General features: G+C 70.6%; 21 protein-coding genes and 2 tRNA genes. 16 read left to right on the top strand and 7 right to left on the bottom strand.

Annotation, left to right across the window (positions count from 1 at the left end):
* Nucleotides 1-93: 93 nt before the first annotated feature.
* From ACZ7L1_RS04960 to ACZ7L1_RS04945, 4 genes are all read left to right on the top strand, one after another.
* Nucleotides 94-3066 carry a UPF0182 family membrane protein gene (locus tag ACZ7L1_RS04960; RefSeq protein WP_471434862.1) on the top strand — a complete coding sequence of 991 codons (2973 nt, stop codon included), beginning with the start codon at nucleotides 94-96 and terminating at the stop codon, nucleotides 3064-3066.
* A gap of 43 nt (nucleotides 3067-3109) precedes the next feature.
* Nucleotides 3110-3183: transfer RNA gene (locus tag ACZ7L1_RS04955), tRNA-Met, on the top strand.
* A 229-nt stretch (nucleotides 3184-3412) separates the two neighbouring features.
* Nucleotides 3413-5362, top strand: coding sequence for a tetratricopeptide repeat protein (locus ACZ7L1_RS04950; RefSeq protein ID WP_471434256.1), 1950 nt, complete (start codon nucleotides 3413-3415; stop codon nucleotides 5360-5362).
* Nucleotides 5363-5450: 88 nt separating this feature from the next.
* Nucleotides 5451-5524: transfer RNA gene (locus ACZ7L1_RS04945), tRNA-Met, on the top strand.
* A gap of 129 nt (nucleotides 5525-5653) precedes the next feature.
* Here ACZ7L1_RS04945 and ACZ7L1_RS04940 read toward each other — a convergent pair.
* Complete coding sequence (locus ACZ7L1_RS04940; RefSeq protein WP_471434254.1) at nucleotides 5654-6070, bottom strand: Fur family transcriptional regulator; 417 nt, start codon at nucleotides 6068-6070, stop codon at nucleotides 5654-5656.
* 158 nt (nucleotides 6071-6228) lie between these two features.
* On the opposite strand from ACZ7L1_RS04940, the gene ACZ7L1_RS04935 reads away from it, so the two are divergent.
* On the top strand, nucleotides 6229-7689 hold the full coding sequence (locus tag ACZ7L1_RS04935) for a catalase (RefSeq protein ID WP_471434253.1): 1461 nt from the start codon (nucleotides 6229-6231) through the stop codon (nucleotides 7687-7689).
* 111 nt (nucleotides 7690-7800) lie between these two features.
* Here ACZ7L1_RS04935 and ACZ7L1_RS04930 read toward each other — a convergent pair whose 3' ends face one another.
* Together ACZ7L1_RS04930 and hisN are read right to left on the bottom strand one after the other, a co-directional pair.
* Nucleotides 7801-8196, bottom strand: coding sequence for a CBS domain-containing protein (locus ACZ7L1_RS04930; protein WP_471434252.1), 396 nt, complete (start codon nucleotides 8194-8196; stop codon nucleotides 7801-7803).
* A 284-nt stretch (nucleotides 8197-8480) separates the two neighbouring features.
* Complete coding sequence (gene hisN / locus ACZ7L1_RS04925) at nucleotides 8481-9281, bottom strand: histidinol-phosphatase (protein ID WP_471434251.1); 801 nt, start codon at nucleotides 9279-9281, stop codon at nucleotides 8481-8483.
* A gap of 204 nt (nucleotides 9282-9485) precedes the next feature.
* Between hisN and ACZ7L1_RS04920 the strand changes: the two genes are divergently transcribed.
* Nucleotides 9486-10094, top strand: a complete 609-nt coding sequence (locus tag ACZ7L1_RS04920) for a TetR/AcrR family transcriptional regulator (protein ID WP_471434250.1) — start codon at nucleotides 9486-9488, stop codon at nucleotides 10092-10094.
* Between the two features lie 45 nt (nucleotides 10095-10139).
* Here ACZ7L1_RS04920 and ACZ7L1_RS04915 read toward each other — a convergent pair whose 3' ends face one another.
* The 4 genes from ACZ7L1_RS04915 to ACZ7L1_RS04900 all read right to left on the bottom strand — a co-directional run bounded on the left by ACZ7L1_RS04915 (nucleotide 10140) and on the right by ACZ7L1_RS04900 (nucleotide 13828).
* Nucleotides 10140-10463, bottom strand: coding sequence for a DMT family transporter (locus ACZ7L1_RS04915; protein ID WP_103839322.1), 324 nt, complete (start codon nucleotides 10461-10463; stop codon nucleotides 10140-10142).
* 100 nt (nucleotides 10464-10563) lie between these two features.
* On the bottom strand, nucleotides 10564-11574 hold the full coding sequence (gene rsgA / locus ACZ7L1_RS04910; RefSeq protein WP_471434861.1) for a ribosome small subunit-dependent GTPase A: 1011 nt from the start codon (nucleotides 11572-11574) through the stop codon (nucleotides 10564-10566).
* A gap of 17 nt (nucleotides 11575-11591) precedes the next feature.
* Nucleotides 11592-12908, bottom strand: coding sequence for a 3-phosphoshikimate 1-carboxyvinyltransferase (gene aroA, locus ACZ7L1_RS04905; RefSeq protein ID WP_471434249.1), 1317 nt, complete (start codon nucleotides 12906-12908; stop codon nucleotides 11592-11594).
* Nucleotides 12909-13096: 188 nt separating this feature from the next.
* On the bottom strand, nucleotides 13097-13828 hold the full coding sequence (locus ACZ7L1_RS04900; RefSeq protein ID WP_471434859.1) for a M50 family metallopeptidase: 732 nt from the start codon (nucleotides 13826-13828) through the stop codon (nucleotides 13097-13099).
* A gap of 49 nt (nucleotides 13829-13877) precedes the next feature.
* On the opposite strand from ACZ7L1_RS04900, the gene ACZ7L1_RS04895 reads away from it, so the two are divergent.
* The 10 genes from ACZ7L1_RS04895 to ACZ7L1_RS04850 all read left to right on the top strand — a co-directional run bounded on the left by ACZ7L1_RS04895 (nucleotide 13878) and on the right by ACZ7L1_RS04850 (nucleotide 24108).
* Nucleotides 13878-14732, top strand: coding sequence for an SOS response-associated peptidase (locus ACZ7L1_RS04895; RefSeq protein WP_471434248.1), 855 nt, complete (start codon nucleotides 13878-13880; stop codon nucleotides 14730-14732).
* Nucleotides 14733-14742: 10 nt separating this feature from the next.
* A complete protein-coding gene (locus ACZ7L1_RS04890) occupies nucleotides 14743-15369 on the top strand; it encodes an alpha/beta hydrolase family protein (protein WP_471434857.1) in 627 nt (208 codons plus the stop codon).
* Nucleotides 15370-15676: 307 nt separating this feature from the next.
* A complete protein-coding gene (gene sigR, locus ACZ7L1_RS04885) occupies nucleotides 15677-16357 on the top strand; it encodes an RNA polymerase sigma factor SigR (RefSeq protein ID WP_219822307.1) in 681 nt (226 codons plus the stop codon).
* Entirely contained in the window at nucleotides 16354-16656 is a 303-nt protein-coding gene (rsrA, locus tag ACZ7L1_RS04880; protein WP_471434247.1) for a mycothiol system anti-sigma-R factor, read from the top strand. Before sigR ends, rsrA begins: the two co-directional genes overlap by 4 nt.
* Nucleotides 16657-16849: 193 nt before the next feature.
* Nucleotides 16850-18232, top strand: coding sequence for an HD-GYP domain-containing protein (locus tag ACZ7L1_RS04875; RefSeq protein ID WP_471434246.1), 1383 nt, complete (start codon nucleotides 16850-16852; stop codon nucleotides 18230-18232).
* Complete coding sequence (locus ACZ7L1_RS04870; protein ID WP_471434245.1) at nucleotides 18229-19473, top strand: HD-GYP domain-containing protein; 1245 nt, start codon at nucleotides 18229-18231, stop codon at nucleotides 19471-19473. Before ACZ7L1_RS04875 ends, ACZ7L1_RS04870 begins: the two co-directional genes overlap by 4 nt.
* Nucleotides 19474-19613: 140 nt before the next feature.
* A complete protein-coding gene (locus ACZ7L1_RS04865; RefSeq protein ID WP_471434244.1) occupies nucleotides 19614-20594 on the top strand; it encodes a tetratricopeptide repeat protein in 981 nt (326 codons plus the stop codon).
* Nucleotides 20595-20691: 97 nt separating this feature from the next.
* Nucleotides 20692-21342 (top strand): peptide deformylase, encoded by a 651-nt coding sequence (gene def / locus ACZ7L1_RS04860; RefSeq protein ID WP_471434243.1) that lies wholly within the window; start codon nucleotides 20692-20694, stop codon nucleotides 21340-21342.
* A gap of 319 nt (nucleotides 21343-21661) precedes the next feature.
* Nucleotides 21662-22747: an epi-isozizaene synthase gene (cyc1, locus tag ACZ7L1_RS04855; RefSeq protein ID WP_471434242.1), complete on the top strand. Its 1086-nt coding sequence runs from the start codon at nucleotides 21662-21664 to the stop codon at nucleotides 22745-22747.
* Nucleotides 22744-24108: a bifunctional albaflavenone monooxygenase/terpene synthase gene (locus ACZ7L1_RS04850; RefSeq protein WP_471434241.1), complete on the top strand. Its 1365-nt coding sequence runs from the start codon at nucleotides 22744-22746 to the stop codon at nucleotides 24106-24108. Before cyc1 ends, ACZ7L1_RS04850 begins: the two co-directional genes overlap by 4 nt.
* Nucleotides 24109-24246 lie beyond the last annotated feature (138 nt).

Genomic DNA, 24246 nt, shown 5'->3' with positions numbered 1-24246 from the left:
CGTGGAGCCTCATCCATGGTCCGCGTTCACGGGGGCCTGACGGATCAACTCGGATCAACAGCGAACTTCGAGGTGCGCACCTTGGCTTTCCAGATGCCCGACCGCGGCGGAGGCCCGACGGGGCCACGGATCAGAGTGGGCCGCCCGTCCGGGCGGGCCCGGACCCTGCTCATGACGCTCGGGGTCCTCGCCGTTCTCGGTATGGCGTTCGTCATGTTCGCCGGTTTCTGGACGGACTGGCTCTGGTACCGGTCGGTGAAGTACTCGTCCGTCTTCACCACCACCCTGTGGACCAAGATCGGACTCTTCTTCGTCTTCGGTCTGCTGATGGCGGCAGCGGTCGGCGTCAACATCTGGCTCGCGCACCGGCTGCGTCCGCCGCTGAGCGCCATGTCCATGGAGCAGCAGAGCCTCGACCGCTACCGGATGGGGATCGCGCCGTACAAGACGTGGCTGCTGCTCGGGATCACCGCCCTGGTGGGCCTGGTCGCGGGTGCGTCCGCGTCCAGCCAGTGGCGGACCTGGCTGATGTGGGTGAACGGCGTGCCATTCCACCAGGAGGACCCCCAGTTCCACCTGGACGTCTCCTTCTACGCCTTCGACCTGCCCTGGTACCGCTTCCTGCTCGGTTTCGGCTTCGCCGCGACGGTCCTGTCGCTGATCGCCGCCGCGCTCACCCACTACCTGTACGGCGGGCTGCGGATCACCTCCCCGGGAGCGCGCGCCACGGCCGCCGCCACCGGGCACCTGTCCGTGCTGCTGGGTGTCTTCGTCGCCCTGAAGGCGGTGGCCTACTGGCTCGACCGGTACGGACTCGCGGTCAAGTCCAGCGACTTCAAGGCGACCGGCGACTGGACGGGCCTGAGGTACGTCGACGCGAACGCCTACCTGCCGGCCAAGACGATCCTGTTCTGCATCGCGGTCATCTGCGCGCTGCTGTTCTTCGCCACCCTGTGGCGGCGCACCTGGCAGCTGCCCGTGATCGGCTTCGGCCTGATGGTGCTCTCGGCGATCCTCATCGGCGGGCTGTACCCGGCGATCGTCCAGAAGTTCCAGGTCCAGCCGAACGAGCAGGCCAAGGAGGCGCCGTACGTCGACAAGAACCTCAAGGCGACCCGCGAGGCCTACGGCATCGACGACGCCCAGGTCAGCGAGTACGCCGGGACGAGCAGCACCAAGGACAAGAGCACGCTGCGCGACGACGCGGACGCCACGGCGAGCATCCGCCTGCTGGACCCGAACATCGTCTCGCCGACGTTCCAGCAGCTCCAGCAGATGAAGAACTACTACGCGTTCCCGACCAACCTGGACGTCGACCGGTACACGAAGGACGGCAAGGACCAGGACACGGTCATCGGTCTGCGTGAGCTGAACCTGAACGGCATTCCGAAGAACAACTGGATCAACGACCACTTCCGCTACACCCACGGCTACGGTGTGGTCGCCGCCAAGGGCACCACCGCCGACGCCAACGGCCAGCCCGTCTTCACCGAGTCCGACCTGCCGTCGACCGGTGACCTCGGGACGTACGAACAGCGGATCTACTACGGCGAGAAGACCACCACGTACTCGATCGTCGGCGGCCCCCAGAAGGAGATCGACTACTCCGACGACAACGGCGAGAAGACCACCAGCTACCGGGGCAAGAGCGGGGTCAGCCTCTCCAACCCGATCAACCGGGCCGCGTACGCGGTGGCGTTCAGTGAGCCGCAGATCCTCTACTCCGGCGCCATAGGCGACGGCTCGAGGATCGTGTACAACCGCACGCCCAAGGAGCGTGTCGAGGCGGTCGCGCCGTGGCTGACCATCGACGGTGACGCCTACCCCGCGGTCGTCGACGGCCGCATCCAGTGGATCGTCGACGCCTACACGACGTCGAACGGCTATCCGTACTCCTCCCGTACGACGTTGGGCGACACGACGGCCGACTCGCTGACCGCGGGCAACACCCAGCGCGCGGTGATGGCCCAGCAGAACCAGGTCAACTACATCCGCAACTCGGTGAAGGCGACCGTCGACGCGTACACGGGCGAGGTCAAGCTCTACCAGTGGGACACCGAGGACCCCGTCCTGAAGACCTGGATGAAGGCGTTCCCGGGCACGGTGAAGCCGCGGAGCGACATCTCGTCGTCGCTGATGTCCCATCTGCGCTACCCGCAGGACCTGTTCAAGGTCCAGCGCGAGCTGCTGACCCGCTACCACGTCAAGGACGCGCAGACGTTCCTCAGCGGCAGCGAGGTCTGGCAGGTGCCCGACGACCCGACGAACAAGACGGGCAACGCGGTGCCGCCGTACTACCTGAGCATGAAGATGCCCGACCAGCAGGCGCAGGCGTTCTCCCTGACGACGACCTTCACGCCGAACGGCCGTGACAACCTGAGCGCCTTCATGGCGGTCGACTCCGAGGCGGGCACACCCGACTACGGCAGGATCAGGATTCTGAAGCTGCCGACGAGCAGAACGGTCGACGGGCCGAAGCAGGTCCAGAGCCAGTTCAACTCCGAGCAGAGCATCGCCGAGTCGATCAGGCTGCTGAAGGGCGGCGACTCCGACATCGAGTACGGCAACCTGCTGACCGTGCCGCTCGACGGGGGGCTGCTGTACCTGGAACCCGTCTACGTCCGTGGCGGCGGGCTCAAGTACCCGCTGCTGCGGAAGGTGTTGGTGACCTACGGCGGCAACACCGCGTTCGAGGACACGCTCGACGAGGCGCTCAACAAGGTCTTCGGCGTCCAGGGTTCCACCCCGCCGCCGGACACCGGGACCGGCAAACCGCCGACGCCCGGCAACCCGACCGTCCAACAGGCGCTCCAGGACGCCCAGAAGGCCTTCGACGCCGGCCAGGAAGCCCTCAAGAAGGGCGACTGGGAAGCGTACGGGCGGGCGCAGAAGGACCTGCAGGACGCGCTGAAGCGGGCCGAGGAGGCCCAGACCAAGGCCGGGAAGACCAGTGGCGGTGGCGGCGGAGCGAGCGGCAGCAGTACCTCCGCCACCCCCGGCAGCTCGCCGAGCGGCACCCCGAGCGGTTCGCCCAGCAGTTCACCGAGCGCTTCCGGCGGGGGCTGAACCAGGGCCCCTCCCGCGCCGTGATACGGTGGAGGAACAACGGCGCGGGGTGGAGCAGCTCGGTAGCTCGCTGGGCTCATAACCCAGAGGTCGCAGGTTCAAATCCTGTCCCCGCTACTGAAGTCGAGGGCCCGGATCCTGATCTTGGATCCGGGCCTTCGGCGTGTGTGCGACACGACGGGGAGTACGGCGTGACCAGGCGACTTGCCTGAAATGTGGCTGTTTGTGGGGGCAGTTGGCCACTTCTGTGTTTGACTTGTCTCTCTGTGGGCATGTCGACAAAACGCTGAAGTGACCTCACTGGCTGCGGTATACCAGGTGTACCCAGGTTGCAGGTGGTGCGACGATGGACGTTATGGGGGAGAAGGCAACTCTGTTCGGGACGGGCCGATTTGGGCGGTCCGCCGACCGGCTCGTGGACCGGTCGGCCGAGCAGTCCGCCGACATGTCCGCCCACGGGCTCGCCCACCAGTCCGTCGATCACTCTGCCGATTCCTCCGTCGACCCCTCCGTTGACCAGGCTGTCGAGCAGGCCGTCGAGCAGGCCGTCGAGCGGGACGAGGCCGGTGAGGCGGCCGAGGAGGCGCGGCAGCGGCTCGCCGCCGAGGCCGGCGACGTCCAGGCGATGAGCGTCCTCGGCGCCATGCTGCTGCGCCGAGGCGATCTCGACGGAGCCGAGCCCCAGCTGCGCGCCGCCACCGCCGCGGGTGACCGCGCCGCCGCCAACAACCTGGGTGTCCTTCTGCACCAGCGCGGATACGCCGAGGAGGCGGCCGGCTGGTGGCGCATCGCCGCCGTCGCCGGGTCCGCCGCGGCCGCGCACGCGCTCGGACGGCACCACCGTGAGCGTGGCGACGAGCCGGCCGCCGAGTACTGGCTGCGCCAGGCGGCCGAGCAGGGGCATGTTCTGGGCGCGTACGCGCTCGCCGATCTGCTGGAGCACCGCGGTGACGACAGCGCCGAGCAGTGGATGCGGGCCGCCGCGGAGCGCGGGCACCGTGAGGCCGCGTACCGGCTGGCGAGAACGCTCGACCGCAGGGCGCTGGGTGAGCAGGAGGCCGACGCTGACAACGGTGTCGAGCCGTCCGTGCTCGAGGAGGCGGAGCAGTGGTACCGGCAGGCCGCCGCGCGCGGGCACCGGCGCGCGGCGCTGCACCTCGGGGTGATCCTGGAGCGGCGGGGCGATCTGAAGGAGGCCGGTCGCTGGTACCTGACGAGCGCGAAGGACGGCGAGGCGCGGGCCGCCTGCGCGCTCGGCTTCCTGCTGCGGGACGCGGGGGACACCGAGAGCGCCGCGGTGTGGTGGCTCAGAGCCGCCCAGGAGGGCGACGGCAACGCGGCGAACGCCCTGGGCGCGCTGCACGCCGAGCGTGGGGAGACACAGACCGCCGAGCGGTGGTACCGGGCGGCGATGGACGCGGGCGACGTCAACGGCGCGTACAACCTGGGGCTGCTCTGTGCCGAGCAGGGGCGGACCGCGCAGGCCGAGCAGTGGTACCGGCGTGCGGCGTACGCCGGGCATCGTGAGGCGGCGAACGCGCTTGCCATCCTGCTGCTGCAGTGCGGGGACACGACGGGGGCGGAACCGTGGTTCTCCAAGGCGGCGGAGGCCGGGAGCGTGGACGCCGCGTTCAACCTGGGGATCCTCTACGCCGGCCGGGGCGAGGACGACACGGCCCTCGGATGGTACGAGCGGGCGGCTGCCGCGGGGCACACCGAGGCAGCACTCCAGGTCGGGATCGCCCGACTGCGTCAGGGGGACGAGCGGACGGCCGAACGGCATCTGCGCTGCGCCGCGGGGGGCGGCAGCGCGGAGGCGGCGTACCGGCTTGCCACGCTCCTGGACGCGCGGCGGCCCCCGGCGCCCGAGCACGAGCTGGGGGAGCCGTCGCACGAGAAGAGCGAGTGCGAGGAGTGGTACGAGCGGGCGGCCTCGCAGGGGCACCGCCGGGCGCAGGTACGGGTCGGGATGCTGGCCGCCGCGCGGGGGGACGTCGTGGAGGCGGCGCGGTGGTACCGGCAGGCGGCGGAGGGCGGGTCGCGGAACGGCGCCTTCAATCTGGGGCTGCTGCTGGCGCGGGAGGGCAGCGAGCCGGAGGCCGCGCTGTGGTGGACCCGGGCGGCCGACGCCGGGCATGGGCGCGCGGCGTTGCGGCTGGCGCTGGTCTACGCGCGTCGGGGGGAGCTGGCGGAGGGGCAGCGGTGGGCCGACCGAGCGGTGTCGCTGGGACCGGCGGAGGTGGCGGAGCGGGCGGCGCGGTTGCGGGACGCTCTGCGGGAGGAGCTGTCGGCGTGACGGAGAGCGGCTCCGGGCGCCGGAGGAGCGGGGCCGCTGAAGCGATTTGCCTCTGTCCGTGTCGTTGACGTAATGTTGCGTTCATCGACGCGGGGTGGAGCAGCTCGGTAGCTCGCTGGGCTCATAACCCAGAGGTCGCAGGTTCAAATCCTGTCCCCGCTACTGAAAGACCGAGGCCGGAATCCAAATGGGTTCCGGCCTCGGTCTGTTGCTGCGTTGACGCGTCCCTGTGACGCTGGTGACGCTGTGATGCGCCCCTTGCGAGGCGGACGCACAGCCGACGAAGCGCCGCTACGCCGCCGCGCAGTTCGGGCACAGGCCGCGGTACGTCACCTCTACGTCCGACACTGTGAAGCCGAAGCGCTCCGAGGCGGGGAGGTCCGCCAGCGGGTTGCCCATCGGGTGGACGTCGCGGATCGTGCCGCAGTTGGCGCACACCAGGTGGTGGTGCGGCCGGTGCGCGTTCGGGTCGTAACGCTTGGCGCGCTTGTCCGTGGTGACCTCGAGCACCTCGCCAAGGGACACCAGCTCACCCAGCGTGTTGTAGACGGTTGCCCGGGAGATCTCCGGCAGCTTCGCGACGGCACGCGCGTGCACCTCGTCGGCCGTCAGGTGGACGTGCTCGCCGTCGAGGACCTCGGCCACGACGCGCCGCTGCGCGGTCATCCGCCATCCACGTCCGCGCAGCCGTTCCAACAGGTCACTCATGCCCACCAGCCTAACAGCTGGGGACCAGATTCCGAACAGGTGTGACTTTAGATGACTGCTTGACTTGGACTTAGTCCAATATAGGATCGAGTTCTATGCTGGTCGGGTGACCGGGCTGGACAGAAGACGAGGCAGTGGCAGTGACTGAGGAGGCTCAGGTGACGCAGGGACGGCTCACGACGGAGGCCGGTGCTCCGGTGGCCGACAACCAGAACAGCGAGACGGCAGGCGTCGGCGGCCCCGTTCTCGTTCAGGACCAGCTGCTGCTGGAGAAGCTCGCCCGCTTCAACCGGGAGCGGATCCCGGAGCGAGTGGTGCACGCCCGTGGCGCGGGTGCCTACGGCACCTTCACGGTCACCGCCGACGTCACCCCGTACACGCGTGCCGCCTTCCTCTCCGAGGTCGGCAAGCAGACCGAGGTCTTCCTGCGCTTCTCGACCGTGGCCGGCAACCTCGGCGCCGCGGACGCCGTCCGCGACCCGCGCGGTTTCGCGCTGAAGTTCTACACCGAAGAGGGCAACTACGACCTCGTCGGCAACAACACCCCAGTGTTCTTCATCAAGGACGCCATCAAGTTCCCCGACTTCATCCACACCCAGAAGCGCGACCCCTACACGGGCAGCCAGGAGGCGGACAACGTCTGGGACTTCTGGAGCCTCAGCCCGGAGAGCACCCACCAGGTGACCTGGCTCTTCGGCGACCGCGGTATCCCGGCGTCCTACCGCCACACGGACGGCTTCGGTTCGCACACCTTCCAGTGGAACAACGAGGCCGGCGAGGTCTTCTGGGTCAAGTACCACTTCAAGACCGACCAGGGGATCAGGAACCTGACCGCCGAGGAGGCCGAGATCCTCGCGGGCAAGGATTCCGACTCCCACCAGCGTGACCTGCGCGAGGCCATCGAGCGGGGCGAGTACCCGACCTGGACCGTCTCCGTCCAGATCATGCCCGCGGCCGAGGCGGCGAGCTACCGCTTCAACCCGTTCGACTTGACCAAGGTGTGGCCGCACGGCGACTACCCGCTGATCGAGATCGGGAAGCTCGAGCTCAACCGCAATCCGGAGAACATCTTCGCCGAGGTCGAGCAGTCGATCTTCAGCCCCGCCCACTTCGTGCCCGGTATCGGTCCCTCCCCGGACAAGATGCTCCAGGGTCGCCTGTTCGCCTATGGCGACGCGCACCGCTACCGCGTCGGCATCAATGCCGACCAGCTGCCGGTGAACCGCCCGCACGCCGCCGGGGCGCGTACCCACGGCCGGGACGGCTTCCTGTACGACGGCCGTCACAAGGGCGCCAGGAACTACGAGCCGAACAGCTTCGGCGGACCGTTCCAGACCGACCGGCCACTGTGGCAGCCGGTCCCGGTGCAGGGCGCCACGGGCAACCACGAGGCCCCGGTGCACGCGGAGGACAACGACTTCGTGCAGGCGGGCAACCTGTACCGCCTGATGTCCGAGGACGAGAGGGAGCGCCTGATCGGCAACCTCGCGGGCTCCCTCTCGCAGGTCTCGCGCGACGACATCGTCGAGCGCGCGATCGAGAACTTCCGTAGGGCCGACGGCGACTTCGGCAAGCGCCTGGAGGTCGCGGTGCAGGCCCTGCGCCCCGTTCGCGGCTGAACCGGCGCCGCTCACGCCGTCCGGGTCGCCCGTATGTCGGGCAGCTCGGTCGATGGTCGCGGTCGAGTGCGGTGCCTGTGCGGATCCTGTCCGTACAGGCACCGTCCTGCATCAGCTCACCGCGGCCGGCCGGCGGGTCGGGGCCCAGCAGCGGATGATGTCGCGGACCGAGACGACGCCGACCGGTTCGTCGTCGTCCAGGACGATCAGATGCCGGAAACCGCCGTGGGCCATGGCCCGCGCGGCCTCCTCGAGGGTCCAGGACGGCGCGGCGAACACGACGTCCATGGTGGTGTGGGCCTGGGCCCGTTCGATGTCCGGGCTCTGGCCCAGGCCGACGGAGTTGAGGATGTCGCGCTCGGTGAGGATGCCGGGGCCGCCGGCGTCCGGATCGAGGACCACCGCCGCGCCGACCCGGCGGGCGGACATCAGGGCTGCTGCCTGGCGGAGAGTGTGTGCGGGGCCGATGGTGAGGACCACGGTGCTCATGGCGTCGCGGACGAGCATGGGGCGGAGCCACCTCCTACGAGTGCGCTGGAGCTACGAGTGCGCTGGACGGAACCCACTCGACCGCACTGGCTCGGGGCTCCGGAACCGTAGGATGCAGCTCGCCGGGAGCGCCCACCCCAGGCTTCACAAATTCACAAGTGGGTGATGCCCAGGTTCCCAGGCAAAGGGCCGGTCAACAAGAGGGCGCGCGACGTGAGTTCTGGGGCGCTCGCGGTGCACAGAAGCACCCTTGTGCACCCCTGGTGTCTCGTACCGTCCGGTAGGGGGTCGTACCGGTGGGGCTAGTACCGGTCGTTCAGATAGTCGAGCAGGGTGTCGTGGAGCAGACCGTTTGACGCGGCCGCGTTGCCGCTGTGCGGGCCCGGGCGGCCGTCGAGGCCCGTGAAGGAGCCGCCGGCCTCGGTCACGATGATCGCGTTCGCCGCCATGTCCCACAACGACAGTTCCGGCTCCGCGCAGATGTCCACCGACCCCTCCGCGACCATCATGTACGGCCAGAAGTCGCCGTAGCCACGGGTGCGCCACACCGCGCGCGTCAGGTCGAGGAAGCCGTTCAGCCGGCCCTGCTCCTCCCAGCCGGACAACGAGGAGTACGCGAAGGACGCGTCCGACAGCCTTGCGACGCGCGAGACGTGCAGCCGCGACGCCGAGGACAGACTGCGCCCCGTGAACGCGCCATGCCCCTTCGCCGCCCACCAACGCCGACCCAGCGCGGGCGCCGAGACGACACCGACGACGGGCTGGTAGCCCCCTTCGCCCGCCTCCATCAACGAGATCAGCGTGGCCCACACCGGCACGCCGCGCACGTAGTTCTTGGTGCCGTCGATCGGGTCGATCACCCAGCGGCGCGGGCCCGTGCCCTCGACGCCGTACTCCTCGCCGAGGATCGCGTCACGCGGCCGGGCGCGCTGGAGCTGGCCGCGGATCAGCTCCTCGGCGGCCTTGTCGGCCTCGCTCACGGGTGTCATGTCCGGTTTGGTCTCGACCTTGAGGTCAAGGGCCTTGAACCGGCCCGTGGTCGCGGCGTCGGCCGCGTCCGCGAGCACATGGGCGAGCCGCAGGTCATCGAGATAGTCGGGCATGACCGAACCGTATCTGCCCCTTCGCCGGACCGGCCACACGGGACGGGGGATCTTCCTGGGGCGCCTCCGCGGGCGGCCCCGCGCTGCCGTGCGATCGCGGCGTGTGACGGCCGGTGCGCGCCCTTCAATGCCGCCGAGAACCCTTGACACTGTTGGTGCACGCGTCAACCCTGTGCGTCAGAGCCGCTGGTCCCGAGGGAGGCGATGATGCCTGCAGCGCGGGAATCCCTGCTGGACGCCGCCTACACGGCGCTCCTGCGCCGTCCGTGGTCCGCCGTGCGCATGGTGGACGTGGCCGCGGCGGCCGGTGTCTCCCGCCAGACGCTGTACAACGAGTTCGGCAGCAAGGACGGGCTCGCCCGCGCCCTGGTGCGCCGGGAGGCGGACGGGTACCTCGCCGGTGTCGAGAAGGCTCTCGCCGTACCCGGCGGCGTCGGCGAGCGACTGGCTTCGGCCGCGGAGTGGACCGTCTCGGCGGCCCGCGAGAACGCCCTCGTCCGCGCCCTGCTCACCGGATGCTGGAGCGAGTCGTTGCCGTCGCCGTCGCTCGCGGCCGTGCCGTCCGGCTCCGCCGTACCGGCACAGCGGCGGGCCGATGGGCCACTGCCCTCACCGTCGGATCTGGTGGGGCTGGTCCTTGATCGCGCGGTGGCGGCGGTGGCCCTGCCCGGCAAGGGCAACGGCGATGCCGCGGAGTTGGCCCGTGCCTGTGAGGTGGTCGTCCGGTTGTCGCTGTCGTGTGTGGCGGCTCCGCCGGGGGAGAGCGGGGTCGCGGAACTGGTGCGGGCCGCTCTGCCGCAGCAGGCTCGGTGACGGTGCGCCCCGAGCCCCGTCTCTTACGGGGCGTGCCCCTCAGGCTCAGTGAGCCGAGCCCGAGAGCTGCAAGCCGATCACGCCCACGATCACGAAGGTGATGGAGACGATCTTCAGCGTGGACACGAGGTCACCCAGGAACACCATCCCGTAGATGGCCGTCCCCGCCGCCCCGATCCCCGTCCACACCGCGTACGCCGGACCCACGTCCAGCTTCCTCAAGGACAGCGTGAGGAGGCCGAAGCTGCCCAGTGCGAAACAGCAGAACGCGATGGTCGGCCAGAGCCTGGTGAAACCGTGGGAGAGCTTGAGGCAGACGGCGAAACCGGTCTCGAGAAGTCCGGCCACGATGACCAGCAGCCACGCCATGTGTCGTCCTCCACGTCCCCACGCCGACTGCACAGGCCCTGTCGGATCTCGGTGCGTGTAAGCCTTTACCTGCGTGTGAGGGACCCAAACACCGGCGAGGTCAGTCCCCTTCCCTGGGTTCCCGCGTGGCGAGCAGCCTGCGCAGGGAGTACAGCCGGGCCGGATCCGCGTGCCCCTCGGCGACCCATGCGTCGAGCGCGCAGTCCGGTTCGTCGTGGCTGCACGCCCGCGGGCAGCCCTCGGTGCCGGGCTCGAGGTCCGGGAAGGCGTGGATGACGCGGGACGGGTCGATGTGCGCCAGGCCGAACGACCGTACGCCCGGGGTGTCGACGACCCAGCCGTCCGCCTCCTGCAGCGGCAGCGCCAGCGCCGAGGTCGTGGTGTGCCGGCCGCGGCCCGTGACCGCGTTGACATGCCCGGTCATGCGGCGCCGGTCCTCCGGAACCAGCGCGTTGACCAGGGTCGTCTTGCCCACACCGGAATGCCCGACGAAGGCGGTGACCTTGCCGTCGAGGTGCGCGCGCACCCGGTCCGCGGCATCGCCGGTCTCCAGTTCCTCACGGCTGGTGACGACGTAGGGGATGTCCAGGTCGCCGTACAGCTCCAGGAGCTTCTCGGGCGGGGCGAGGTCCGACTTGGTCAGCACCAGCAGCGGGTCCAGGCCACCGTCGTAGGCCGCGACCAGGCAGCGGTCGATCAGGCGCGGGCGGGGCTCGGGGTCCGCGAGGGCGGTGACGATGGCCAGCTGATCGGCGTTGGCGACGACCACGCGCTCATAGGGATCGTCGTCGTCGGCGGTGCGGCGCAGCACCGACGTGCGCTCCTGGATGCGGACGATCCGCGCGAGGGTGTCCTTCGCGCCGGACAGGTCACCGACCAGGAACACGCGGTCACCGACCACCGCGGCCTTGCGGCCCAGTTCCCGGGCTTTCATCGCCATGACCGTACGGCCGTCGACGAGGCAGGTCAGCCGGCCGCGGTCGACGGTGAGGACCATGCCCTCCGCCGCGTCCTCGTGCTTCGGCCGGATGTTCGTCCGCGGCCGGTTGCCCCTGCGGTTGGGACGCGTGCGGATGTCGTCCTCGTCGGTGTGCTTGCCGTAGCGGCGCATGGTCGTCAGTCCGCCCGTCAGTTCCCCAGCATCCCGGTCCACAGGTCGGGGAAGTCCGGCAGCGTCTTGGCCGTGGTGGCCACATTCTCGATCCGCACGCCCTCGACCGCGAGGCCGATGACGGCGCCCGCGGTGGCCATGCGGTGGTCGTCGTAGGTGTGGAAGACCCCGCCGTGCAGGGGGCGCGGGCGGATGTGGAGACCGTCGGCGGTCTCGGTGACGTCACCGCCCAGCTCGTTGATCTCCTTGGTCAGGGCGGCCAGGCGGTCCGTCTCGTGCAGCCGCAGATGGGCCACGCCGCGCAGGGTGGACGGGGAGTCCGCCAGGGCCGCGACCGCCGCGATGCCCGGGGTCAGCTCGCCGACCTCGCCCAGGTCCACGTCGATGCCGTGGATGGCACCGGAGCCGGTGAAGACCAGGCCCCGTTCGGTCAGTTCGCAGGAGCCGCCCATCTCGGTGAAGATCTCACGCAGGCGGTCGCCGGGCTGCGTCGTGCGGGCCGGCCAGTCCGGAATGACGACCTTGCCGCCGGTGACCAGGGCGGCGGCGAGGAACGGCTGGGCGTTGGACAGGTCGGGCTCGACGGTCAGGTCACGGCCGAGCAGGGCGCCCGGGGTGACCCGCCAGACATTGGGCTCGCCACCCGACTCCGGGGTGTCCACCTGGGCGCCGATCGCGCGCAGCATGTCGACCGTCATGCGGATGTGCGGCAGGGAGGGCAGCGTCGCACCGGTGTGGCGGACCTCGACGCCCTGGTTGAAGCGGGGGGCGGACAGCAGCAGGGCGCTGACGAACTGGGAGGACGAGGACGCGTCGACCGACACCGGTCCGCCGTCCAGCGCGCCGCCGCCGTGGACGGTCAGCGGCAGCGCGCCGCGGCCGTCGTCGTCGATACGGGCGCCGAGGGCGCGCAGGGCGTCGATCACGCCGTTCAGGGGACGTTCGTACGAGCGCGGGTCGCCGTCGAAGCGGACCGGGCCGTCGGCGAGCGCGGCCACCGGGGGCAGGAAGCGCATCACGGTGCCGGCGTTGCCGACGTCGACCGTGGCCGGGCCGTGCAGTACGGCGGGGATGACGCGCCAGGTCTCGCCGGAGCCGTCCGGGCCGACCCCCTCCTCGATGCCGACGCCCATCGCGCGCAGGGCCGCGGCCATCAGCAGGGTGTCGCGGGAGCGCAGCGGGCGGCGCAGCCAGCCCGGCTCGGAGGCGAGGGCGGCGAGCACGAGGGCGCGGTTGGTGACCGACTTGGACCCGGGCACGTGAACCGTCGCGTCGACGGCTCCGCTCGCGTGCGGGGCGGGCCAGAGGGCGGTGTGCGGGGCGTTCGGGGCCATGGCCCCACTCTATAAGGGCGCTGTTGGGGGGAGCATCGTTCGGGAGCGGCGCCGTCATGGTCGGTCGCTGTCCCCAAGCTCCCGGTTCCGTTCGAACAGGTGACCTCCGTCGCGGCGGGGCCGCACATCGACACGGTGGCGCCCCCGCGGCGGGGCCGCACATCGACACGGTGGCGCCCCGTTCTGCGTCAGATCTCCAGCAGCCAGCGTCCGCCGCCCATCAGGGAGCACAGCGACACCGTGTGGAACAGGAACAGCCACAGTCCGGCGGGCACGTTCGTCAGTCGGGCGAGCTGGTCGGCGTCCGAGTCCCGGGCGCCCGCGCGGGACCGCTTGGCCTGCAGCTCGAAGGCGGGCCGTACGCCGCCGAGGAGCAGGAACCACACCGCCGCGTAGGCGAACGCCGCCTGCACCTGCGGGCCGGTCAGCCAGGACACCGCCAGGAACGTGCCGCCGGTCAGCAGCACGGTCAGCGCCCCGTAGACGTTGCGGATCATCACCAGCATCGACACGAGCAGCGCGGTCGCCAGCCACAGCAGCGCGGTGATGTGCCCGGCGGCGAGCAGCGCCGCGCCGCCGAGGCCGAGGAGCGGGGGAGCGGTGTACCCCGCGGCGGCGGTGAGGATCATGCCGAGCCCGTAGGGCTTGCCACGGCTGACCGTGAGGCCGCTGGTGTCCGAGTGGAGCCGGATTCCGGTGAGCGTGCGACCGGTGAGCAGCGCGACCAGGCCGTGGCCGCCCTCGTGCGCGATGGTGATCGCGTTACGGGATATCCGCCACAGGCTGTGCGGGACGACCACGGCGAGCGCCGCGACCATGGTGGCGATCACCACCCACAGAGCGGGGTCCGGTTGGCTGCCGAAGACCTCGTCCCAGAGATCGGGCAGCGAACTCAGCGAGGTCGAGGCGAGGCTGTCCATTGCGGTGAGTGGCTCCAGGGTCGTCGGCGGATCTGGCAGTGTGGCACGCATGTGCGGACGGTACGCAGCGAGTCGCAGGCCCGAGGATCTCGCAGGAATCTTTGAAATCGAGATGGGGGTCCCCCCTGCTCGAGCGGAGTCGAGAGCTGGGGGGAGGGAACCGGAGGAGTCTCTGGCGCCCGACTACAACGTGGCTCCGACCAAGGAGGTCTACGCCGTCCTGGACCGTCCTGTGAAGGACGCCGACGACACGCGCCCGGTTCGCCAGCTGCGCAGGCTCAAGTGGGGCCTCGTCCCCTCCTGGGCCAAGTCGCCCGAGGGCGGCGCCCGCATGATCAACGCGCGTGCCGAGACCGTGCACGAGAAACCGTCGTACCGCCGGGCCTTCGCCACCCGGCGCTGCATCCTGCCCGCCGACGGCTACTACGAGTGGGTCACCGGCAAGGACGAGCGCGACCTGGAGGTCGAGGGCAGGCGCAAGCGCCCGCGCAAGCAGCCGTACTTCGTGCTGCCCGCCGACGGCACGGTCTTCGCGATGGCCGGGCTGTACGAGTTCTGGCGGGACAGGACCCTGCCCGACGACCACCCGCAGGCCTGGTGGGCGACCTGCTCGGTGATCACCACGGAGGCGGAGACGACACCGCTGGCCGTGGCCCCGGCCGGGGGCCCGCGCACCCTGGCCGACATCCACCCCCGGATGCCGCTGATGCTCACCCCGGACCGCTGGGACGCGTGGCTCGACCCCTCCCGCACGGACCCCGACGACCTGCGCTCGCTGCTGGACCCGCCACCCCCGGGGCTGATGCGCGCCTATCCGGTCTCCACGGCGGTCAGCAACGTCCGCAACAACGGCCCGGAACTGCTGAAGGAGCTGGCGGGGCCCGAAGAGGGCACACTGTTCTGACGTGACCGATGTGACACAGAGCGTCGAGACGGACGCCGGTACGGCCCGCGTCACCTGGCACCGGGCGAAGCAGGCGAGGCTGGTCCTGGCCGTGAGTCACGGTGCCGGCGGCGGCATCGAGGCACGCGACCTCCAGGCACTCGCCCGGGTCCTGCCCGCGCACGGCGTGAGCGTCGCGCTCGTGGAGCAGCCCTGGCGAGTCACCGGCAAGAAGGTGGCGCCCGCGCCCAAGACGCTGGATCTGGGCTGGCGCGGGGTGTGGCCCGCGCTCGCCGCCCCCGGGCTGCCGGTGATCTCGGGCGGACGCAGCGCAGGGGCCCGGGTCGCCTGCCGCACCGCCGCCGAGCTGGGCGCGCACGCGGTCCTCGCCCTGAGCTTCCCGCTGCATCCGCCGGGCAAGCCGGAGAGGTCGCGGGCGGACGAACTGCTGGGCGCGGGCGTGCCCACACTGGTGGTGCAGGGCGACAACGACCCGTTCGGCAGGCCGGAGGAGTTCCCCCGGGGCTCCTACGAGATCGTCGAGGTGCCCTGTGGCGACCACGGCTTCGCGGTGCCCAAGCGCGCGGACATCACCCAGGAACAGGCCCTGGAGACCCTCACCGACGCCGTGGTGAAGTGGGCCACGTCACTCGGGTGACGCCGGGAATGTTGCGAGGCGGACCACTGTTGTCGGGACCAGACAGCACCGGGCGTGCTGTACGCGCCGACGAGAGGAAGTTCGCCGCATGGGTTCGACCATCTGCCCACCCGTCGCCCACCACCACCCCGTGGACGGACTGCGCCCGGCGGAGCTTGATTCGAGCCGCAGCAGCAGCGCTGACCTGGACTGGACGGTGCTGCGCGCGGCGAAGACCGCTCCGATTCGAGCGGCGGCGGGCAACGATGTTCGTCTATCCTCCGATTCGAGTGGGATCGGTTTCGGTCCTGCCATGTCGCTGGAGGAGGTGGGTCCGGTCACCGGTACCGACGCAGGGACCGACTACGGCCAGGCGGAGCAGCCCGAGGGCCGGGGCACGGGCATGGAGTCGTCCGCCGAGCGCAGTGCGCGCTTCGAGCGGGACGCGCTCGAATTCCTCGACCAGATGTACTCGGCCGCGCTGCGCATGACGCGCAACCCGGCCGACGCCGAGGACCTGGTGCAGGAGACGTACGCGAAGGCGTACGCGTCCTTCCACCAGTTCCGCGAGGGCACCAACCTCAAGGCCTGGCTGTACCGGATCCTGACCAACACGTTCATCAACTCGTACCGCAAGAAGCAGCGCGAACCCCAGCGCAGCGCGGCCGAGGAGATCGAGGACTGGCAGCTGGCACGCGCCGAGTCGCACATGTCGACCGGTCTGCGCTCGGCGGAGTCGCAGGCGCTCGACCACCTTCCCGACTCGGACGTCAAGGAAGCGCTCCAGGCGATCCCCGAGGAATTCCGCATCGCCGTCTACCTCGCGGACGTAGAGGGCTTTGCCTACAAGGAGATCGCCGACATCATGGGGACACCCATCGGCACGGTGATGTCCCGGCTGCACCGGGGCCGCCGTCAACTGCGCGGCATGCTCGAGGACTACGCCCGCGAGCGCGGGCTGGTCCCGGCCGGCGCCGGAGAGTCGAACGAGAAAGGCTCGGGCTCATGAGCTGCGGAGAGCCGCACGAGACGGACTGCAGTGAGGTCCTGGACCACCTCTACGAGTTCCTCGACAGTGAGATGCCGGACGTAGACCGCACCAAGTTCCAGCAGCACTTCAAGGAGTGCTCTCCCTGCCTGGAGAAGTACGGGCTGGAGCAGGCCGTGAAGAAGCTGGTCAAGCGGTGCTGCGGCCATGACGACGTGCCGAGGGACCTGCGGGCGAAGGTCATGGGCCGCATCGAGCTGATCCGCTCCGGCCAGGCGGTCCCCGAGCACGATGTGACCGCGACTCCGCAGGAGTCCTGAACTCCAGTTCGGACGCTGGGTCAATCCTCGACAGTTCATCACTCGAATGTGCTAATCCACGGGCCGGAGGCCCATGGATTGGGCCAATGCCACCCCGGTACGCCACCTGCCCCTCTAGGCTCCCGAGCCTGAATGGGGCATGACCGGGCCCGCCCGGTTCCAGGCCGGGCGCCGGTCGGCGGGAGGTGGCGTCGTGGGACCGGTTCGGTCGTGGGGCTACGTGTACGTGGGCTGTGCCGCCCTGGCCGCCCTGCTCTGCGTGGCTCCCGTGCCGGGGCTGCCCGTCCCCTGGTGGGCGGTCGCCCTGCTCGCCGTGCTCTACGCCGGCTGCGAGCAGGTCCCCCGGTGCTCCCTCGTGGGCCGCCACGCACCCGACGGCATGGGCACGTTCTTCCCCGTCCTGCTCGCCGGCGCCTTCCTGCTGCCGCCCGCGGCCGCCGCGCTCGTGCCGCTGCCGGGAGCCCTGCTCGCCCGGGTCGACGGGCGGCCGGCCTGGCTGCGCCGGACCTGGCGGGCCGCACAGCTCGCCCTGGCCGTGTGGGCGGCCTCCCGGGTGCACTGGTCGCTCGGCGGCCACGACGCGGTCGTCGGCCCCCGCTTCCCGTACGCGCTCCTGCCCGCGGGCGCCGCCGTCGTGGCGTTCTGCCTGGCGCTCACCTGCCTCGACGGCGGGATCCTGGCGCTCGCCGAGGGCGTACCGACGCACACCGCCTGGCGTGGCCTGTTCCTGCGCTCCCTCGCGCCCGTCACCGTGCACGGCCTGGCCGGACTGATGATGGCCGTGCTGTGGCGCAGCACGTATGGGCCGGTCGCGGCTCTGCTCGTGCTGCTGCCCATGCACGTGTCCTGCTGGGTCTTTGCCCAGTACCACCGCGAGCGGGCGGCCCATCAGGCCACGATCCGGGCGCTCGTCCAGGCGGTCGACATCAAGGACGGCTACACCCGCGGGCACAGCGAACGCGTCGGACAGGCCTCGATGATGATCGCCCGCGAACTCGGCATGGACGACGAACGTGTCGAGGTGCTGCGGTTCGCCGGGATCCTGCACGACGTGGGCAAACTCGGCGTGCCCACCCGGCTGCTGCGCAAGGACGGGCCGCTCACCCCCGAGGAGCGGCGGATCATCGAACTGCACCCCGAGTACGGCCACGAGATGGTCCGCGGCATCGGGTTCCTCGACGAGGCGCGGTCCGCGATCCTCCACCACCACGAGCGCCTCGACGGCAGCGGGTATCCGTACGGGCTGACGGGCGACCGGATCCCCGAGTGCGCCCGCGTGGTCGCCGTCGCCGACGCCTTCGACGCCATGACCTCCACCCGCTCCTACCGGCGGGCCCGCCCCGTCGCCGCGGCCCTGACCGAACTCCAGCGGTGCGCGGGGTCGCAGTTCGACCCGGCGATGGTACGGGCGTTCGTCCGGGCCCTGGCACGGCACGGCTGGCACCCGGTGGTGACCGCGGACGAGGAGCGGCACGAGGAGGCCCGGGGAGCCCGGGCGCGCGGAAACGTACCGCCTCCGGCCCTGCCCGTGGTCGGCCGTCCGGCCGGGCGGGGACCCGGTGGGGGCGGTGCATGACCGCCGGCCGTCTCCCCCTGTTCCTCGCCCACGTCGCGGCCGGGCTCCTCGGCGCCGGCTGTCTCGCCCGGACTCTCTGGCACGGCATCGAGGAACCCGGTGCCGCCCTCGCCTTCGGGGTGCTCGTCGGCGTCGGCGAGCTCGGCCGGTGGAGCGGCAGCGGCGAACGGGAGCCCGCACCCCTCGGGGCGGCCGGGGCGCTCGCCTACGCCCTCCTCGGGGAGACCGCCGGCCGGCCCACCCATCACGGGGTGCCCCAGGTCGTCGCGGTGGTGCTCGCGGCGTCCCTCGCCGGCTGCGTGCCGCACGTGGCCCGCGGGCGCGGCCCCACCACCGACCACCTCACCCGCCGCCTGCTCACCGTCGGCTTCGCCGCCGTCTGCTTCCAGCCCCTCTACCATCACGGCGGACCGCAGCACCGGAGCGGACCCGCGTACGCGCTGATCGTCGTCGCCCTGCTCGTCCTGACCACCCTCTGCGACGCCGTGCTCGCCGCCGTGCTCGCCCACTGCCGGACCCGCTGGCCGTTCGGGCCGCTGCTGCGCGACGAGCTGCGCGGCAGGCGCGGCATCGGCTCCGCGGTGTGCGCCACGGGAGCCGTGATGTCCCTGGCCGTCGCGGTCGTCGGTCTGTGGGCGCTGCCCGTCTTCTCGCTGCCGCTGCTGCTCACCCAGCTCTCCTACCGGCGCTACGCGGCCGTGCGCACCACCTACCGGCAGACCATCGCCTCCCTGGCCCGTGCCACCGAGATCGCGGGGTACACGCCCCCCGGACACGCCCGTCGCGTGGCCGAGCTCAGCCGGGCCGTCGGCCGTGAGATGGGCCTCACCGAGCCCGAGCTGACCGTCCTGGAGTACGCGGCCCTCATGCACGACATCGGGCAGCTCAGCCTGGTCGACCCCGTCCCCGCCGGGGCCACCGCCCGGCTGCCCGCCGAGGAGCAGCGGCGCATCGCCCTGCTCGGCGGCGCCGTGGTGCGTCAGACCGGCGTGGACGCCGAGGTGGCCGTCGTCGTGGAACGGCAGGCCGACCCCTACCGGGAACAGCCGGTGAGCGCCAGAATCGTCCGGGCGGTCAACGCGTACGAGGAGATGACGAGGGAAGACACGGGACTGGGGGCACCGCTCAGCGCGCTGGAGCGGCTGCGGCTCGCCTGCGCCCGCGACTACCAGCCGGAGGTCGTGGAATCACTCGCACGAGTGCTGCAGCGAGACGGTCTGAGGGCCCCAGCGGTGGGGTAACCCATGGGTAATGAGCGCCCGTCCGGCCGTACGTGGTTGGATGCGAGGAGAGGGTGTTCGGGGGCACAGCTCGGTCCGTGGCCCCCGCAGACGGCAGGAATCCGGCAGGCGGGAATCGCAAGGGACTGGCAGGCGGAATCGTGAGGATCTTCGGGAAGGGACGGCACCGGCCCTCCGCCTCCTGGCGGCAGGCCACCGACCGCGCGTTCACCCTGATCGGTGACGGCCGGTACGAGGACGCGGGAGCGCTGTTGACCCGTGCCGCGGATCTGGAGCCCTGGCTTTCGGAGTCCTGGTTCAACCTGGCGCTGCTGCACAAGTTCCGCCACGACTGGGAGCAGGCCCGCACTGCCGGGCTGCGCGCGGTCGCGTTGCTCGAGAAGGAGACCGGGGCGCCCGACTGGTGGAACGTGGGCATCGCCGCCACCGCCCTGCAGGACTGGCCGCTGGCCCGCCGCGCCTGGCAGGCGTACGGGCTGAAGGTGCCGGGGGGTGCCGCGGTCTCCTCGGAGCCCACCGGGATGGAGCTGGGCAGCGCGGCGGTGCGGTTGTCGCCGGAGGGCGAGGCCGAGGTGGTCTGGGGCCGGCGGCTGGACCCCGCCCGTATCGAGGTGCTCTCCATCCCGCTGCCGTCCTCCGGGCGCCGCTGGGGCGAGGTCGTGCTGCACGACGGGGTACCGCACGGGGAGCGCACGACGGCCGCCGGGCACACCTACCCCGTCTTCGACGAGATCGAGCTGTGGGCGCCCTCGCCGGTGCCCACCTGGGTGGTCCTGCTGGAGGCCGCCACGGAGGCCGACCGGGACGCGCTGGAGCAGCTGGCCGCGGACGCCGGGTTCGCCGCGGAGGACTGGTCCTCGTCCGTGCGGCTGCTGTGCCGTATGTGCTCCGAGTCCCGGATGCCGGCCGACGAGGGTGACGGCGAGCACCTCGATCCGCACGACCACAGCGAGCCCGGCCACCCGGGGCCGCTGGGGCACCGCACGGACGGGCAGCTGTGGGTGCCCGAGCGGGAGTGCGGGGTGGCCGCGCCGGCATCGCTCGTTCGGGGGCTGCTGGACGGGTGGGTCGCGGACAGTCCTGATTCCCGGGACTGGCGGGACCTCGAAGAGGTGTGTTGACCGGGCCTGCACCGGTCGTCCCGGGGAAGTCACCCGACCACGCCCCGTAGGCTGTACTCGCAGATTTCCCATGGTTGCAGGAAGGCGTACGTCGGTCATGGCGCAGCAGGACACCGATCAGCAGCACGCGGGCGTGCTCCCCGTCGACGAAGAGGGCTTCGTCGTCGACACGGAGGACTGCGAGGAGCGCGAGACGGCCTGGCGGGAGCGTGGCACCTCGCGGCCGATCACGGTCGTCGGAAACCCGGTGCTGCACAAGGAGTGCAAGGACGTCACCGAGTTCGGCGAGGAGCTCGAGCAGCTGGTCGCGGACATGTTCGCCAGCCAGCGCACCGCGGAGGGCGTGGGCCTGGCCGCCAACCAGATCGGTGTCGATCTGAAGGTCTTCGTCTACGACTGCCAGGACGACGAGGGTGTGCGCCACGTGGGCGTGGTCTGCAACCCCAAGCTGGTCGACCTGCCCGCCGACAAGCGCCGTCTGGACGACAGCAACGAGGGCTGCCTGTCCGTGCCGACCGCCTACGCACCGCTCGCCCGCCCCGACTACGCCGAGGTGACCGGGCAGGACGAGAAGGGCAACCCGATCAAGGTGCGTGGCACCGGCTACTTCGCGCGGTGTTTGCAGCACGAGACGGACCATCTGTACGGCTACCTCTACATCGACCGGCTCTCCAAGCGTGAACGCAAGGAGGCCCTGCGGCAGATGGCCGAGAACGAGCCCCGTTACCCCGTGGTGGCCAACGACTGAGCCCCGGGGGGTGTCTCTTACCCCCGGGCACTCCCTCGTCGACGGCGCCGGGCAGGGCACTCCGCTCTGTCCGGCGCCGTTCGCGTAGGTGTCGCGTTCATGTGTGTGTCGCACATTCGATCCCTTGTACGCGTGAACTCATCCTTAATCAGTCACACAAGGGGAGAATCTCGGCACAGTAAGGGAGTGAGTGGAGCAAATCCGTTCCCATGCCGGTCAGTTGTAGTGCTGAATGGAATGCGCGGGACAACGCGACGGCGGTGCGCCCGGCACGACGGAGGGGGCGCGCCGCCAACCGGCGGCTGAGAGGGGTTTGTTCGTGCCAGCTTTCCCACACAGCACTTCACCGACGGCGACCGCGGTCGCGGTTCCACCGGCGCTCCGACTGCCGGTGATCGAGGCCGCGTTTCCCCGTCGACTGCACCCGTATTGGCCCCGCCTGCAGGAGAAGACACGTTCCTGGCTGCTGGAAAAGCGGCTCATGCCGGCGGACAAGGTCGAGGAATATGCCGACGGACTGTGCTACACCGACCTCATGGCGGGCTACTACATCGGGGCCCCCGATGAGGTCCTGCAGGCGATAGCCGACTACAGCGCGTGGTTCTTCGTCTGGGACGACCGCCACGACCGGGACATCGTGCACCGCCGGCCCGCTGCCTGGGGGAGGCTGAGGTCGCGACTGCACAAGGCCCTGGACTCTCCCGCGGACCATCTGCACCATCAGGATCCCCTGGTGGCCGGGTTCGCGGACAGCGTGCTGCGGTTGTACTCGTTCCTCGGCCCCACGTGGAACGCGCGCTTCGCTCGGCACTTCCACGCGGTGATCGAGGCGTACGACCGGGAGTTCCGCAACCGCACCCTGGGGCGCGTCCCGACGGTGGACGCCTACCTCGAACTGCGCCGGCTCACCTTCGCGCACTGGATCTGGACGGATCTGCTGGAGTTGAGTGCCGAATGCGAACTGCCGGAGCACGTCAGGAAACACCCCGCATACCGGCGGGCGGCCCTGCTGAGCCAGGAGTTCGCCGCCTGGTACAACGACCTGTGTTCGCTCCCAAAGGAAATAGCGGGGGATGAGGTCCACAATCTCGGAATCAGTCTCATCCATCATGAGGGGCTGACGCTCGAAGAGGCGGTCAGGGAAATGCGGCGACGGGTCGGGCAATGCGTCACAGATTTCGTCACCGCCGAAAAGGAGGCACTGCGGTTCGCCGACACCCTCGCGGACGGAACGGTGCGGGAAAAAGAACTGGGCATCGCGGTCAGGGCGATCGTCGCAAACATGCGGAACTGGTTCAGCACCGTGTACTGGTTCCATCACGAGTCCGGCCGGTACCGGGTGGACAGCTGGGACGACCGGTCGACACCCCCGTACGTCGACAACGAAGCGGCAGGTGAGAAATGACTCTGGAATCGGTCAGGACCCAGGCGCCCATGGAGCCGTCTGTTCCGCCACTCGCCGCGGGCGGCGTCCCCGGTCTCGGACACGGCTGGAAACTGGCCCGCGACCCGCTCGGCTTCCTCACCCGGCTGCGGGACGACGGCGACGTCGTACGGCTGAGGATCGGCCCGAAGACGCTGTACGCGGTCACCAGTCCGGAACTCGCCGGCGCCCTCGCCCTCAGCACCGACTTCCAGATCGGCGGGGCGCTGTGGGAGTCCCTCGAGGACCTGCTCGGCAAGCAGGGCGTGGCCACCAGCAACGGGCCGCTGCACAGGCGCCAGAGGCGGGCCATCCAGCCCGCCTTCCGGCTCGAGGCCATCCCCGCCTACGGCCCGATCATGGCGGAGGAGGCGCACGCGCTCGTGGAACGCTGGCGCTCCGGCGCCACCCTCGACGCCACCACGGAGGCATTCCGCGTGGCCGTCCGCGTCGCCACCCGCTGCCTGATGCGCGGCAGTTACATGGACGCCCGGGCCGAGCGGATCTGTGCGGCGCTCACCACACTGTTCAGCGGTATGTACCAGCGCATGGTCCTGCCCCTGGGGCCGCTTTATCGCCTGCCGTTTCCGGCCAACCGCGAATTCAACCGGGCATTGGCCGATCTGCATCTCCTGGTCGACGAGATCGTCGCCGACCGCCGGGCATCCGGTCAAAAGCCGGACGATTTGCTGACGGCTTTGCTGACGGCGAAGGACGAGAATGGCGAGGCCATCGGGGAACAGGAGATCCACGACCAGGTCGTCGCCATCATCACCGCCGGAAGCGAAACCGTCGGTTCCATGGTCATGTCGCTCCTGAAGGTCCTCGCCGAGCACCCGGATCAGGGCGACAAGGTCCACGACGAGGTGAAAACCGTCGTGGGTGACCGGCCGGTCGCATTCGAGGACGTCCGGAAGCTGACGTACACCGCGCACGTCATCGTCGAGACAATGCGTTTGCATCCGGCCGTATGGATATTGACGCGGCGGGCGGTGGCCGACACACAGCTCGGCGGGTACCGCATTCCGGTCGGGGCCGACGTCGTCTACAGCCCGTACGCGATCCAGCGTGATCCGCGTTCCTACGGGCGGCACCTGGAGTTCGACCCCGACCGGTGGCTTCCGGAGCGGGCCAAGGAGGTCCCCAAGCACGCGATGACCCCGTTCGGCGTCGGCAACCGCAAGTGCCCGGGCGACCACTTCTCGATGGCCGAACTCACGCTCCTCACCGCGGCGATGGCCTCCGCCTACCACTTCGAACAGGCACCCGGGTCCGAGCCCGCGCCCCGCATCGGCATCACGCTCCGCCCGCGCCGGCTGCTGCTGCGGGCCCTGCCCCGCTGACCACTCGCACCGGGCGCAGGTTCGGGGGGGGCGGGGGGCGGCCGAAACCTCGCCCCGTGCGAGGGGTTCGCGGGGGAGGGGACGCAGGAACCACCCATGCGGGGGGGGGGAGAGGGTGACGGGGGGGGTGGGCTTTGG

The sequence above is a fragment of the Streptomyces sp. NPDC107546 genome (genome assembly GCF_055639175.1).
Note: the sequence above shows the minus strand (reverse complement) of the source record. Positions and strands in the feature narration are given on the sequence as shown.

What these genes read in the sequence shown, in the direction of transcription:
- ACZ7L1_RS04960 (WP_471434862.1), top strand. Translation starts at nt 94, where the DNA reads ATGCCCGACCGCGGCGGAGGCCCGACGGGGCCACGGATCAGAGTGGGC.
- ACZ7L1_RS04950 (WP_471434256.1), top strand. Translation starts at nt 3,413, where the DNA reads ATGGACGTTATGGGGGAGAAGGCAACTCTGTTCGGGACGGGCCGATTT.
- ACZ7L1_RS04940 (WP_471434254.1), bottom strand. Translation starts at nt 6,070, where the DNA reads ATGAGTGACCTGTTGGAACGGCTGCGCGGACGTGGATGGCGGATGACC.
- ACZ7L1_RS04930 (WP_471434252.1), bottom strand. Translation starts at nt 8,196, where the DNA reads ATGCTCGTCCGCGACGCCATGAGCACCGTGGTCCTCACCATCGGCCCC.
- hisN (WP_471434251.1), bottom strand. Translation starts at nt 9,281, where the DNA reads ATGCCCGACTATCTCGATGACCTGCGGCTCGCCCATGTGCTCGCGGAC.
- ACZ7L1_RS04920 (WP_471434250.1), top strand. Translation starts at nt 9,486, where the DNA reads ATGATGCCTGCAGCGCGGGAATCCCTGCTGGACGCCGCCTACACGGCG.
- ACZ7L1_RS04915 (WP_103839322.1), bottom strand. Translation starts at nt 10,463, where the DNA reads ATGGCGTGGCTGCTGGTCATCGTGGCCGGACTTCTCGAGACCGGTTTC.
- rsgA (WP_471434861.1), bottom strand. Translation starts at nt 11,574, where the DNA reads ATGCGCCGCTACGGCAAGCACACCGACGAGGACGACATCCGCACGCGT.
- aroA (WP_471434249.1), bottom strand. Translation starts at nt 12,908, where the DNA reads ATGGCCCCGAACGCCCCGCACACCGCCCTCTGGCCCGCCCCGCACGCG.
- ACZ7L1_RS04900 (WP_471434859.1), bottom strand. Translation starts at nt 13,828, where the DNA reads ATGGACAGCCTCGCCTCGACCTCGCTGAGTTCGCTGCCCGATCTCTGG.
- ACZ7L1_RS04895 (WP_471434248.1), top strand. Translation starts at nt 13,878, where the DNA reads ATGTGCGGACGGTACGCAGCGAGTCGCAGGCCCGAGGATCTCGCAGGA.
- rsrA (WP_471434247.1), top strand. Translation starts at nt 16,354, where the DNA reads ATGAGCTGCGGAGAGCCGCACGAGACGGACTGCAGTGAGGTCCTGGAC.
- ACZ7L1_RS04870 (WP_471434245.1), top strand. Translation starts at nt 18,229, where the DNA reads ATGACCGCCGGCCGTCTCCCCCTGTTCCTCGCCCACGTCGCGGCCGGG.
- def (WP_471434243.1), top strand. Translation starts at nt 20,692, where the DNA reads ATGGCGCAGCAGGACACCGATCAGCAGCACGCGGGCGTGCTCCCCGTC.
- ACZ7L1_RS04850 (WP_471434241.1), top strand. Translation starts at nt 22,744, where the DNA reads ATGACTCTGGAATCGGTCAGGACCCAGGCGCCCATGGAGCCGTCTGTT.